Genomic DNA, 12484 nt, shown 5'->3' with positions numbered 1-12484 from the left:
ATGGCGCTGTCCCACGATCCGCTCTGGCCGCGCGCCGGGGCCTGGCCCGCGTTCGAGGACACGGCCGATGCAGTGCTCCTCGGCGTCCCGACCTGGCGCACCTCGCTGTCCCCGACCGGAGCACACGCGACGCCGGCCGCGATCCGCGAGGCGCTCCCCCGCTACGGCACGACCGTGCTCGGCCCGCCGACGATCGACCTGGACGAGACGCTCCGCATCGCGGATGCCGGGGACGTGCCGGAGCCGGACGGCGACACCGGAGAGGCACGGACGATCGAGCGGGTCCGGGAGCTGGCGCGAGCGTCCGACCTCGTCATCGCTCTCGGCGGCGACAACTCCCTCACCTACCCTGTCGCCCTCGGGGCGGAGACCACGGGCTTGATCACGTTCGACGCCCACTTCGACCTGCGCGACGGCGTCTCCAACGGCACGCCGGTGCGGCGACTCGTCGAAGACGCTCCGGCGGCGTCCGGCCTCCCCACCGCCCGCATCGACCCCACCCGGATCGTGCAGATCGGCCTCGCCGACTTCGCGAACTCCGCCGCCTACGCCCGCCGGGCGGCGGACTGGGGCATCCGGGTCGTCACGCTCGACGACGTGCGCCGTCGGGGGATCGCCGACGTCGTGGCCGAGGCGGTCGAGATCGCGGGGGCGGGCGTCGAACCCCGCGTGCACCTCGACATCGACGTGGACGTGTGCGACCGCGCGGTCGCCCCGGGGTGCCCGGCCAGCGTCCCCGGAGGCCTGGCGGCGTGGGAGCTGCGCGCCCTCACGCGCGGTGTAGCCGCCGACCCGCGGGTCCGGAGCGCCGACATCGCCGAGGTCGATGCGACAGCGGATGCCGAGGACGGTCGCACCGTGCGACTCGCGGCCCTCTGCGTGCTCGAGCTGCTCGCCGGCCTCGCCGCGCGCTGAGCAGAGGAGCGGCCCGGGCGACGCGCCGGATCAGCGCACGACGAGCTCGGGCGTGATGAGCGCGTGCGCCGAGCCGGACTCGACCCGACGCGGCGCGACGACGTCCCCCGTCGGCCCCATCAGCAGATGGAGGATCGCCTCCGCCACATCCTCCGGTCGCTGCTCGACGCTGGAGAATCCCAAGGCTTCGGCGGTGGGCGTGTTGTCGAACCCGATGACCGGGACGGTCTTCCCGGCGTCGGCGAGGCCGAGCAGGGCCCCCACGGCGAGCGAGTCGCTGGCGCAGACGATGGCGTCCGCCCGGATGCCGTCTTCCAGCGCCCGGGTGATCGCCCGACGCGCCTCGGGAACCGAGTCCTCGGCGACGACCCTGGCGCCGTGCGCCCCCGCCTCCGCGAGGGCCTCGCGCCACCCGCGTTCTCGATCGTCCCCCGTGCCTGACCCCGACGGCCAGCCCAGGAAGGTCACCGCGCTCCCGTGCTCGAGCGCATACGTCGTCGCCGCCCTGGTGCCCGCCGCGCCGTCCACGTCGACCCAGAGATGCATCGGATCGGAGATGTCGTCATCCCCCCACGGCCGTCCGAAGGAGATGAACGGCAGACCGAGCGCGTCCAGCCGCGTGACGCGGGGGTCGTCGCGCACGGTGCCGGTGAGGATCGCCGCATCGATCTCGGATCCGTCCCACAGTTCGGCGAGCCGGCCGAGTTCCTCCTCCGGGGTCCGTGCCGCGTACACGAGCATGCGCATACCGCGATCACTCGACCGCTCCGTGATGGCGTGCACGAAACGATCCAGCACCACCCCCGAGATCCCACCCAGGTACGGGTCGAGCCGGATGCCGATCGTCGAGCTCCGACGCAGGCGCAGCCGGCGGGCCGCCGCGTGCCGACGGTAGCCGAGCTCGTCGATGGAGGCGAGCACGCGCTCCCGGGTGGCCGGCCGGACGATGTCCGGGGTGTTCAGGACGTTCGACACCGTCTGGCGGGAGACGCCGGCGTGTGCCGCCACATCCTCCACCGTGGGGGCCTTGGCCATCGCACTCCTCGATCCCGGCGGCTTGACACGTCCGCACTGCCGCACCTAGCGTATTCCATGCAGAGTTTGATCGTTCAAATTCCTGCCCGCCGGCCCTCATCAAAGGAGAGAGAGACATGACACGGCAGACCACACGCGCCTGGCTCGGCGCCGGAGCGGTCCTGATCACCACCACCCTCGTGCTCACCGGGTGCGGCTCCGGGTTCTCGGGCGAGGAGCAGAGCGAGGGCGACACGGACCTCACCTCCTCCGACGACGGCCTCACGATCCTCATCGGCTCGTCGGGCGACGCCGAGACCGCCGCAGTGCAGTCGGCGCTCGACGCCTGGTCCGAGGAGTCCGGCACCGAGGTCGACCTCCAGGTGGCGAGCGACCTGGCGCAGGAGCTCTCCCAGGGCTTCGCCGCCGGGAACCCCGCCGACCTCTTCTACCTCGCACCGGAGCAGATGGCCGGGTACGCCTCGAACGGCTCCCTCCAGGCATACGGCGATGAGCTCTCGAACAAGGACGATTTCTACCCCTCCCTCGTCGAGAACTTCACCCTCGACGGAACGTTCTACTGCGCACCGAAGGACTTCTCCACGCTCGCGCTCGTGATCAACACACGCATGTGGGCGGAGGCCGGACTCACCGATGCCGACCTCCCGAAGAGCTGGGACGACCTCGCGGCCGTCGCGCAGAAGCTCACCACCGCCGACCACGTGGGTCTGGCATTCGGCGCCGAGTACCAGCGCGTCGGCACGTTCATGGCGCAGGCCGGGGGCGGGCTCGTGAAGGACGGCACGGCGATCGCGGACGACCCCGCGAACGTCGAGGCGCTGGAGTACGTGCAGACCCACCTCGTCGACGGCACCTTCGCCTACGCGAAGGACGTCGGGGCCGGCTGGGGCGGGGAGGCGCTCGGGAAGGAGCTCGCCGCGATGGTGATCGAAGGCAACTGGATCACCGGTGCGATGGCGAACGACTTCGGCTCCGTGGAGTACACCGTCGCCGAGCTTCCCGAAGGACCTGGCGGCCAGGGCACCCTGCAGTTCACGAACTGCTGGGGCATGGCCTCGGACAGCCCCAACCAGCAGGCGGCCCTCGACCTCGTCGAGTACCTCACCAGTGCCGACAGCCAGCTCGCCTTCTCGAAGGCGTTCGGCCCGATGCCGTCGATCACCTCCGCCGCCGACCAGTGGACCGCGGACAACCCGGACCTCGCGCCCTTCCTCGCGGGAGCGGACTACGCGCAGTTCCCGCCCAACCAGGACGGCGCTGCGGATGTGATCGCCGACTTCAACGCGCAGCTCGAGTCGCTGAAGACGGGAGACCCCGCACAGATCCTCGGCACCGTGCAGTCGAACCTCGAAGCGATCGTCGAGTAGCGATGGCGGGACACGCCCTGTCTCGCCGCGGGGGAGCCTCCGGACTCCGCCGCGGCGAGGCCGCAGCCGGGTGGCTCTTCACGGCGCCGGTCATCCTCATCCTCGGGGTCTTCTTGCTGGTCCCCGTGCTCATGGCGCTCTGGGTCAGCATGTCGGACTGGGCGGGGCGCGGCAGCCCCCTCTCGCCGTCGGTCTCGTTCGTGGGCACCGAGAACTACTCGGCCGTGCTGGCCGACGGCGGCCTTGCGACCAAGGACTTCGGGACCGCGCTGCGCAACAACTCCTGGTACGTGCTGCTCGTCGTGCCCCTGCAGACGGCCATCGCCCTGTTCCTCGCCGTCCTGGTGAACAGAGCGGTGCTGCGCGGCCGCGGGTTCTTCCGGACCGCGTACTACTTCCCCTCCGTCACGAGCTCGGTGGCGATCACGGTGCTCTGGCTCTTCCTGTTCTCCGCGAGCGGGGCGGTCAACAGCGTGCTCGCCTGGTTCGGCCTGAACGGTCCGAACTGGTTCAACGACCCCCGCGGCATCCTGCATCTCGCGCTCAGCGGCATCGGCATCGACACCGGACCCGCCGCGCTCACCGGCGGCGGGATGCTGGGCATCTCCTGGTGGGAGTGGCTCGCCGGTCCGTCGATCGCCATGAGCGCCTACATCCTGATGGCCATCTTCACGACCTCCGGCACCTTCATGCTGCTCTTCCTCGCCGGTCTGCAGAATCTCGGCGCGGACGTCGACGAGGCGGCCATGATGGACGGGGCGAACGGGTGGCAGCGGTTCTGGCGGGTGACCCTGCCGCAGCTGCGGCCGACGCTGTTCACGGTGCTCACCCTCGGGCTCATCGGCTGCTGGCAGGTGTTCGATCAGATCTACACCGGCACCCGTGGCGCCCCCAGCAAGACGACCCTCACCCCGGCCTACCTGTCGTACAAGACGGCGTTTACGGACCAGGAGTGGGGTCAGGGCGCGGCGATCGCCTTCATCCTCTTCGTCATCATCGTGATCTTCACGCTGCTGCAGCGCTGGGTGCTGCGCGACCGGCCGGTATCGCGGCGCCGCATCCGCGCGTACGAGGTCGCGCGCGAGGGAGGGACATCATGAGGCTCTCGCGCACGCAGCTGACCTGGCAGATCGTGCTGTACACCGTGCTGATCGTGCTCGCCGTCATCTACATCTACCCGTTCCTGATCCAGGTGTTCACGAGTTTCAAGACGGACGAGGACGCCGCGAGCTCCGGCGTGAACCTGCTCCCGGAGTCGTGGACGTTCGCCGCCTATGAACGGCTCTTCGCCAACTCCGACTTCCCGTCGTGGTTCGTCAACAGCGCCATCGTGACGATCTTCGTCACCGCGGGGCGGGTGTTCTTCAACTCCCTCGCCGGATACGCGCTCGCGCGTCTGCGCTTCCGCGGTCGAGGAGTCGTGTTCGCGGCCCTCGTCGCCGTGATGTCGGTGCCGACCGTCGTCCTGCTCATCCCGAAGTTCCTCGTCATCAACCAGCTCGGCATCTTCAACTCCTACGCCGGCATGATCCTGCCTCTGCTGGTCGACGCCGCCGGCGTCTTCATCATGAAGAACTTCTTCGAGTCGATCCCCGTCTCGGTCGAGGAGCAGGCGCGGATCGACGGAGCCGGTGCGTTCCGGACCTTCTGGTCGGTCGTGCTCCCGATGGCGACGCCCGCCCTCATCACGATCGTCATCCTGTCGTTCCAGGGGTCGTGGAACGAGCTCAGCCACTTCATCGTGTCCACGAACGACCCCGCGCTGACGACCCTCACGAAGGGTGTCGCCTCGCTCGCCAGCGGGCAGCTCAGCCAGGGCACCCAGTACCCGCTCAAGCTCGCCGCGGCACTCATCATGACGATCCCCGTCGCCGTGATGTTCTTCATCTTCCAGCGCCGCATCATGAATTCCACCGAAGGAGCCGTCAAGGAATGACCGACCGCCCCCACCTCCAGCCGCTGCTCGACGACGCCGTGGTCGTGCTCGACGCCCCCACCCAGGTCTGGTCCGACCGCGACGGCGACGTGGGCGGCGCCCCGATCCACGGGGTCTACCACGGCGACGTCCGTCACATCGCCGCGATCGGACTCGAGGTGCGGGACACCGCCCTGGAAGCCATCGCCTGCTCATCGCCGGTCCCGCAGCGTGCGCTGTTCACCGGCCTGCTGCGCGGACTCGACGATGCCGCCGCCGATCCGAAGGTGCGCCTCGACCGGGATCGCACCGTCGAGGCGGGAAGACTGACCGAGACCCTGCGGGTGTCCTCGCACCTCATGCACGAGGTGACGGCCGAGCTCACGGTGCGCATCCGCCCGGATTTCACCCCCCTGCAGCTCGTCAAAGCGGGGGTGGCCGGGGGCGAGGAGTGGTCGTGGGACGGCGAGCGCTGCCGCGCAGGGCAGGCGTCGTTCACGCTGCGCGCTGTGGACGCCGCCGTGTCGATCGACGGTCGGGAGATGCTGCTCACCTGGCGGGTGACCGTCCCTCCGCGCGGCGAGGTCGAGGTGACGTGGTCGGTCGACCTCGACGATCCGACCCTGGTCGTGACGTCGTCGCCCCGGACAGCCGGCGTCCGGCCCGTCCCCACCGGAGCGGACCCTCGCGCCGCGCGCTGGCTGGAGCGCGCCTGCGCCGACCTCGACGCCCTGCGACTGGCCCTTCCGGATCAGCCGGACGAGGCGTTCTACGCCGCAGGCGCCCCCTGGTTCTTCACCCTGTTCGGACGGGACTCGATCTGGGCGGCCCGTCTCGCCCTCGCCGCCGACCGCGACATCGCCGCCTCCACCCTGCGGGTGCTCGCGCGTCTCCAGGGCACGGTGCACGACCCCGGCACCGCGGAGGCCCCGGGCAAGATCGCGCACGAGCTCCGCAGCGCGGAGCTCTCCCTCCCCGGCGAGGGCGTGCTGCTGCCTCCGCTCTACTACGGCACGGTCGACGCGACACCGCTGTGGATCTGCCTCCTCGCCGACGCGCGCGCGGCCGGCCTGACGATCACGGAGCTGAAGGACCTGGAGCCCGCGTTGCGCGCCGCAGTGACGTGGATGATCGAGCACGGCGACGCCTCCGGCAGCGGTTTCATCGACTATGCGGATGAGTCGGGCCACGGCTTGGCGAATCAGGGCTGGAAGGACTCCGGCGACTCGATCCAGTGGCGCGACGGCCGTCTCGCGGAAGGCCCGATCGCGCTCAGCGAGGTGCAGGGATACGCCTACGAGGCCGCAGTGCGCGGAGCAGCGCTCCTCGACGAGCTGGGCGCAGCCGGCGGTGACGACCTGCGTTCGTGGGCGGCGGACCTGCGGCGACGCTTCCGGGACGCCTACTGGGTCACCACGCCGGAGGGGCGGTACCCCGCCATCGCCCTCGACGCCCACGGCGCCGCGGTCGACACGCTCACCAGCAACATCGGCCATCTCATCGGCACCGGGCTGCTCGATCCGGACGAGGAGCACGCCTGCGCGGAGCTGCTCGTCGGCGAGACGATGTCGAGCGGTTACGGCGTCCGCACGATGTCCACGGAGGCCTCGGGATACTGGCCGCTGAGCTACCACGGCGGCAGCGTGTGGACCCACGACACCGCGATCGCCGTGCACGGGATGCTCCGCGCCGGCCTCACCGATCATGCCGGACGCATCGCCGCCCAGCTGCTCGATCTCGCCGAGGGCTTCGACTACCGCGTGCCGGAGCTGCACTCGGGCGAGCCCCGCGTCGACGGCGGCCGACCGGTCCCCTACCCGGCCGCCTGCCGTCCGCAGGCATGGTCCGCCGCTGCCGCCGTGGTCTGCGCCGAAGCCCTGCGGTGAGGGGCGGGACGGTCAGACGACGGCCGTCCCGTCCTTCCAGACGCGCTGCACCAGCGGCACCCCCGGCCGGTACGCGAGGTGCACGCGAGAGGGGGCGTCGAGCAGCACGAGGTCGGCGCGCGCACCGGGGGCGATCCGGCCGATATCGTCGCGCCGGAGCGCGCGCGCCCCGCCGGCCGTGGCGGCCCAGACCGCCTCCGCCGTCGTCATACCCATGTCGCGCACGGCGATGGCGATGCAGAAGGCCATGGATGACGTGAAGCTCGACCCCGGGTTGGTGTCGCACGCGAGCGCCACGGTCACCCCCGCGTCCAGGAGTCCGCGGCCGTCCGGATAGGGCTGACGCGTGGAGAACTCCACACCGGGGAGCAGCGTGAGCACCGTGTCCGACGCGGCGAGCGCGGCGACGTCCGCGTCGGTGAGGTAGGTACCGTGATCCACGGAGGCGGCCCCGAGCTCGACCGCCATCCGCACGCCATCGCCCGGGCCGAGCTGGCTCGCATGCACGCGAGGAGCGAGACCCCGGGCGATGCCCGCCTCCAGGATCCGCCGCGACTGCGCCACCGTGAAGGCGCCGGTCTCGCAGAACACGTCGATCCACCGGGAGTGCGGGGCGCAGGCGTCGAGCATCGGCCCCACGACGAGGTCGACGTAGGCATCGGGATCGTCAGCGTACTCGACCGGCACCACATGCGCCCCGAGGAAGGTGACCTCCGACGTCACCTCGGCGGCGAGGCGCACGAGGCGCTCCTCCTCCGCGACGGCGAGACCGTAGCCGCTCTTGATCTCGACCGTGGTGGTGCCCTGCGTCCGCAGCTCCTCGATGAAGCCACGCAGCCGGCTCCGCAGCTCGTCGTCGCTCGCCGCCCGGGTCGCCTGCACCGTCGAGCGGATGCCGCCCGCCGCGTACCGCTGCCCCGCCATGCGCGCCTCGAACTCCGCCGCGCGATCGCCTCCGAAGACGAGGTGACTGTGGCTGTCGACGAATCCGGGGATCACGGCCCTCCCCCGGGCGTCGACGACCTCGTCGGCGGCGGGGGCTCCCGCGGACGGACCGACCCACGCGATCCGCTCGCCGTCGACCAGTACGGCGGCGTCTCTGAGCGTGCCGCTCGGATCGCCCTCGGCGGCGACATTGGTCGTCAGCTCCCCGATCCCGGTGATGAGGGTGGTCGTCACAGCATCGGCACCTTCAGTCCGCGGTCGCGCGCGACCTCCCTGGCGTGTTCGTACCCGGCGTCCGCATGCCGCATCACGCCGGTTCCCGGGTCGTTGGTCAGCACGCGCGCGAGCTTCTCCGCGGCGAGGGCCGAGCCGTCCGCCACCGTCACCTGCCCGGCATGGATCGAGCGGCCGATCCCCACGCCGCCGCCGTGGTGCAGCGACACCCATGAGGCCCCGGAGGCGGTGTTGAGGAGGGCGTTGAGCAGCGGCCAGTCGGCGATCGCGTCGGAGCCGTCCTTCATGGCCTCGGTCTCCCGGTACGGCGATGCGACGGAGCCGGAGTCGAGGTGGTCGCGGCCGATGACGATCGGCGCGGACAGCTCTCCCGAGGCGACCATCTCGTTGAACTTCAGTCCGGCGAGGTGCCGCTCCTGGTAGCCGAGCCAGCAGATGCGCGCCGGGAGGCCCTCGAAGTGGACGGCCGACGCCGCCTTGTCGAGCCAGCGGTGCAGCGCGGCGTCCTCGGGGAAGAGCTCGGCGATCGCGCGGTCCGTCTTGAAGATGTCCTCCGGGTCTCCGGACAGCGCCACCCAGCGGAACGGTCCTCGCCCTTCCTCGAACTGCGGGCGGATGTAGGCGGGGACGAAGCCCGGGAACGCGAACGCCCGGTCGAATCCACCGAGCTGCGCTTCCGCGCGGATCGAGTTGCCGTAGTCGAAGACCGCCGCCCCTGCGTCCTGGAAGCCGACCATCGCGGCGACGTGGGCGGCCATGGATTCCCTCGACCGGCGGGTGAACTCCTCGGGGTCGCGCGCGGCCTCCCCCTTCCAGCGGTCCACGTCGATGCCGATCGGCAGGTAGGCGAGCGGGTCGTGGGCGCTGGTCTGGTCGGTCACGACATCGATCGGCACGCCCCGACGCAGGAGTTCCGGGAAGATCTCCGCGGCATTGCCCACGACGCCGACCGAGAGGGCGTGACCGGCGTCCTTCGCCGCGACGAGCCGGGCCACCGCCGCATCGAGGTCGGTGGTGTACTCGTCGAGGTACCGGTGCTCGACGCGGCGCGCGAGCCGCGTCTCGTCGACGTCCACGATCAGGACCGCGCCCTCGTTGAGGGTCACGGCGAGGGGCTGCGCCCCGCCCATCCCGCCCGCACCGGCGGTCAGCGTCAGCGTCCCCCGCAGGGAGTCCCGCCCGAGCGAGCGGGCGACCGCGGCGAACGTCTCGTACGTCCCCTGCAGGATGCCCTGCGTGCCGATGTAGATCCAGGAGCCGGCGGTCATCTGGCCGTACATGGTCAGCCCCAGCTCCTCCAGACGGCGGAACTCCGGCCAGGTCGCCCAGTCGCCGACGAGGTTCGAGTTGGCGATGAGCACGCGCGGCGCCCACTCGTGGGTGCGGAACACGCCCACCGGCTTGCCGGACTGGACGAGCAGCGTCTCATCCGGCTCCAACTCGTCGAGCGTGCGGACGATCGCCTCGTACGCCTCCCAACTGCGCGCCGCCTTGCCCGTCCCGCCGTAGACCACGAGGTCTTCCGGGTGCTCGGCGACCTCGGGATCGAGGTTGTTCATGAGCATGCGCTTGGCCGCCTCCGCGCCCCAGCTCTTGGCGGTGCGCTCGGCACCGCGGGCTGCGCGTACCGTGCGCGCTGCGTTCTCCTCAGTCATGCATGTGCTCCTTTGCGACACGGGCGATGGCGCCCGACTGGACGAGGGCGGTCACGGCTTCCATCTCGGGCGAGAGGTGGCGGTCGGCGCCGGGGCCCGCGGCGACCGTGCGGACGAGGTCGCGCACGGCTCCGGTCGCCGGCCCCGCCTCGAGCGGCGCGCGGAGATCCAGGGCGCGGGCGGCGGTGAGGATCTCGATCGCCAGGACGCGGGAGAGGCCGTCGATCGCCCGGCGCAGCTTCCGCGCTGCGGCCCAGCCCATCGAGACGTGGTCCTCCTGCATCGCGGAGGAGGGGATGGAGTCGACCGAGGCGGGAACGGCGAGGCGCTTCAGCTCGGAGACGATGCCGGCCGCCGCGTACTGCGCGATCATCAGGCCGGAGTCGACGCCGACCTCCGCCGCCAGGAAGGGCGGGAGTCCGTGACTGCGCGCCGGGTCCAGGGCCCGGTCCGTGCGGCGCTCCGACACGGAGGCCACGTCGGCGATGGAGATCGCCAGGAAGTCGAGGACGGCGGCGACCGGGGCCCCGTGGAAGTTGCCGTTGGACTCGATGCGTCCATCGAGGGTGATGATGGGGTTGTCGATCACGCTGGAGAGCTCGCGCTCCGCGATCATCGCGGCATGCTCGAGCGTGTCCCGTGCGGCACCGTGCACCTGCGGGGAACACCGCAGCGAGTACGCGTCCTGCACCCGGCCGTCTTCCGGGCCCTTGTGACTGGCGACCATCGGCGAGCCGGTGAGCAGGGCGCGGAGGTGGCCGGCTGAGGTGGCCTGTCCCGCCTGCGGACGCAGCGCCATGAGATCAGCGGCGAACACCGCATCGGTGCCGAGCTGCGATTCGACGGACATGGCCGCCGCCACATCGGCCGTGAGCAGCAGCATCTCCAGGTCATGGAGCGCGAGCACCAGAGTGCCGAGCATCCCGTCCGTGCCGTTGATGAGGGCCAGTCCCTCCTTCTCCACGAGGGTGAGCGGAGCGATGCCGGCCGCGGCGAGGGCGTCGGCCGCGTCGACGAGACGCCCGGCGGCGTCGCGCACTTCGCCCTCGCCCATGGCCGCGAGGGCGATGTGGGCGAGGGGCGCGAGATCCCCGGAGCACCCCAGCGACCCGTACTCGCGGACCACCGGCACGATGCCGGCGTTGAGCAGCGCGGCGTACGTCTCCACCACGACGGGACGAACCCCCGTGCGCCCGGACGAGAGCGTCTGGAGGCGCAGCAGCTGGAGCCCGCGGACCACCTCCCGCTCGACCTCGGCGCCGGTCCCTGCGGCATGGGAGCGGATGAGGCTCGCCTGCAACTGCAGTCGCCGCTCAGGAGCGATGAAAGTCGTCGCCAGCGCGCCGAAGCCGGTGGACACCCCGTAGTGCGGGTGCGGGTCCGCGGCGAGGCCGTCGATCACACGGCGGCTCTCGGCGACCCTCGCCAGCGCGGCGGGATCCACCCGGACGGGCACGTCATGCCGGACCACGCGGACGACCTCCGCCGGGGAGAGAGGGGCGGCGCCGACGATGACAGGGGCAGGATCGCTCATGTCTCGATTCCACACCCGCCGGGTCGACGCGCACGCGGCTTCGTGGCAACCTGTGTCTGTGATCCCAGACATCCCCGAGACCGATGAAGCCCAGGTGCCTGCCGCGGCGCAGACCCTGCGCATCCTCAGCTACCTGGCGGGTCGGCCGGCACCGGTCGCGGCGTCCGCGATCGCCCGCGAGCTGATGCTTCCGCGATCGACGGTCTATCACCTGCTCCGCACGCTCGCCGCCCATGGCTTCGTCCTGCACCTCCGTGAGGAGCGTCGATGGGGACTCGGCACGTCGGCCTTCGAGCTGGCAGGGGGCTACGCGCGGCAGCAACCGTTGGCACGGCTCGGCCGTCCGCTCATCGCCGCACTCTCCGACCATCTCGGGGAAAGCGCACACCTCGCGGTGATGAGCGGCGGCGATGTGCTCTACATCGTCGAGGAACGGGCGCCGCGACGCCCGGCACTGGTGACCGACGTGGGCGTGCGCCTCCCGGCGCATCTGACCGCAACGGGGCGCGCGATGCTCGCCGCCCTCCCCCGAGAACAGGTGCGGGCGCTGTATCCGGATGCTTCGGCCTTCTCCGACCGCACGGGACGTGGTCCCCGTAGGCCCGGCGAACTGCGCGAACTCCTTCGCGAAGTACGGGTCCGCGAGTATGCGACCGAGGACGGTGAGGTCGCGGACGGACTGCGCTCCGTGGGCGCAGTGGTGCGGGACGCTGCGGGATGGCCGGTCGCCGCCGTGGCGGTCACCTGGGCCGACGACGACGGCAGGGAATCTGCGCTGGCGAAAGCGGTACGCGAGACCGCGGCGACGCTCGAGGCACGCCTGGCGCGCTGAGTCCGTCCTGCGGGCCGCGCGGAGCGATCGCGTTAACGCAAGAAGGCCACCCAGCATTGGGTGGCCTTCTTGACTAAAAGGAGTCCGGCGGTGTCCTACTCTCCCACAGGGTCCCCCCTGCAGTACCATCGGCGCTGTGAGGCTTAGCTTCCGGGTTCGGAATGTG

General features: G+C 71.2%; 10 protein-coding genes and 1 rRNA gene. 6 read left to right on the top strand and 5 right to left on the bottom strand.

All coding sequences use genetic code 11. The features are described from left to right. Complete coding sequence (locus AB0P08_RS09895; RefSeq protein ID WP_363589713.1) at positions 1 to 915, top strand: agmatinase family protein; 915 nt, start codon at positions 1 to 3, stop codon at positions 913 to 915. 30 nt (positions 916 to 945) lie between these two features. Here the strand turns inward: AB0P08_RS09895 and AB0P08_RS09890 are convergent, their stop codons facing one another. Beyond that, positions 946 to 1950, bottom strand: coding sequence for a LacI family DNA-binding transcriptional regulator (locus AB0P08_RS09890; protein ID WP_363589711.1), 1005 nt, complete (start codon positions 1948 to 1950; stop codon positions 946 to 948). A gap of 116 nt (positions 1951 to 2066) precedes the next feature. Here AB0P08_RS09890 and AB0P08_RS09885 point away from each other — a divergent pair, with 116 nt between their 5' ends. From AB0P08_RS09885 to AB0P08_RS09870, 4 genes are read left to right on the top strand one after another with little or no spacing between them, the layout of a single operon-like run. Then, positions 2067 to 3317 carry a sugar ABC transporter substrate-binding protein gene (locus AB0P08_RS09885; RefSeq protein ID WP_363589709.1) on the top strand — a complete coding sequence of 417 codons (1251 nt, stop codon included), beginning with the start codon at positions 2067 to 2069 and terminating at the stop codon, positions 3315 to 3317. Positions 3318 to 3319: 2 nt separating this feature from the next. Continuing rightward, positions 3320 to 4417, top strand: coding sequence for a carbohydrate ABC transporter permease (locus tag AB0P08_RS09880; RefSeq protein ID WP_259954072.1), 1098 nt, complete (start codon positions 3320 to 3322; stop codon positions 4415 to 4417). Continuing rightward, the gene (locus tag AB0P08_RS09875; protein WP_268776569.1) at positions 4414 to 5253 is read left to right on the top strand and encodes a carbohydrate ABC transporter permease; all 840 of its coding nucleotides are present in this window, start codon (positions 4414 to 4416) and stop codon (positions 5251 to 5253) included. Before AB0P08_RS09880 ends, AB0P08_RS09875 begins: the two co-directional genes overlap by 4 nt. Further along, positions 5250 to 7118, top strand: a complete 1869-nt coding sequence (locus AB0P08_RS09870; RefSeq protein ID WP_363589706.1) for a glycogen debranching N-terminal domain-containing protein — start codon at positions 5250 to 5252, stop codon at positions 7116 to 7118. The genes AB0P08_RS09875 and AB0P08_RS09870 overlap by 4 nt, the downstream gene beginning before the upstream one ends. 12 nt (positions 7119 to 7130) lie before the next feature. Here the strand turns inward: AB0P08_RS09870 and hutI are convergent, their stop codons facing one another. Genes hutI through hutH form a run of 3 tightly spaced genes read right to left on the bottom strand, consistent with a single transcriptional unit; the run spans position 7131 to position 11486 of the window. Next, the gene (hutI, locus tag AB0P08_RS09865) at positions 7131 to 8297 is read right to left on the bottom strand and encodes an imidazolonepropionase (protein WP_363589704.1); all 1167 of its coding nucleotides are present in this window, start codon (positions 8295 to 8297) and stop codon (positions 7131 to 7133) included. Next, complete coding sequence (hutU, locus tag AB0P08_RS09860; protein WP_363589702.1) at positions 8294 to 9952, bottom strand: urocanate hydratase; 1659 nt, start codon at positions 9950 to 9952, stop codon at positions 8294 to 8296. Before hutU ends, hutI begins: the two co-directional genes overlap by 4 nt. After that, positions 9945 to 11486 carry a histidine ammonia-lyase gene (gene hutH, locus AB0P08_RS09855; RefSeq protein ID WP_363589700.1) on the bottom strand — a complete coding sequence of 514 codons (1542 nt, stop codon included), beginning with the start codon at positions 11484 to 11486 and terminating at the stop codon, positions 9945 to 9947. The genes hutU and hutH overlap by 8 nt, the downstream gene beginning before the upstream one ends. 94 nt (positions 11487 to 11580) lie before the next feature. Here hutH and AB0P08_RS09850 point away from each other — a divergent pair, with 94 nt between their 5' ends. After that, positions 11581 to 12318: an IclR family transcriptional regulator gene (locus AB0P08_RS09850; RefSeq protein WP_232089255.1), complete on the top strand. Its 738-nt coding sequence runs from the start codon at positions 11581 to 11583 to the stop codon at positions 12316 to 12318. Between the two features lie 82 nt (positions 12319 to 12400). Here AB0P08_RS09850 and rrf read toward each other — a convergent pair. Next, positions 12401 to 12484: ribosomal RNA gene (gene rrf, locus AB0P08_RS09845) — 5S ribosomal RNA — on the bottom strand; the annotation flags it as partial.

This window comes from Microbacterium meiriae (assembly GCF_040686935.1).
Taxonomy (GTDB): Bacteria; Actinomycetota; Actinomycetes; order Actinomycetales; family Microbacteriaceae; genus Microbacterium; species Microbacterium meiriae.
This window is presented reverse-complemented; position numbering and strand designations above follow the sequence as displayed.

What these genes read in the sequence shown, in the direction of transcription:
- AB0P08_RS09885 (WP_363589709.1), top strand. Translation starts at nt 2,067, where the DNA reads ATGACACGGCAGACCACACGCGCCTGGCTCGGCGCCGGAGCGGTCCTG.
- hutU (WP_363589702.1), bottom strand. Translation starts at nt 9,952, where the DNA reads ATGACTGAGGAGAACGCAGCGCGCACGGTACGCGCAGCCCGCGGTGCC.
- AB0P08_RS09870 (WP_363589706.1), top strand. Translation starts at nt 5,250, where the DNA reads ATGACCGACCGCCCCCACCTCCAGCCGCTGCTCGACGACGCCGTGGTC.
- AB0P08_RS09890 (WP_363589711.1), bottom strand. Translation starts at nt 1,950, where the DNA reads ATGGCCAAGGCCCCCACGGTGGAGGATGTGGCGGCACACGCCGGCGTC.
- AB0P08_RS09895 (WP_363589713.1), top strand. Translation starts at nt 1, where the DNA reads ATGGCGCTGTCCCACGATCCGCTCTGGCCGCGCGCCGGGGCCTGGCCC.
- hutH (WP_363589700.1), bottom strand. Translation starts at nt 11,486, where the DNA reads ATGAGCGATCCTGCCCCTGTCATCGTCGGCGCCGCCCCTCTCTCCCCG.
- AB0P08_RS09880 (WP_259954072.1), top strand. Translation starts at nt 3,320, where the DNA reads ATGGCGGGACACGCCCTGTCTCGCCGCGGGGGAGCCTCCGGACTCCGC.
- AB0P08_RS09875 (WP_268776569.1), top strand. Translation starts at nt 4,414, where the DNA reads ATGAGGCTCTCGCGCACGCAGCTGACCTGGCAGATCGTGCTGTACACC.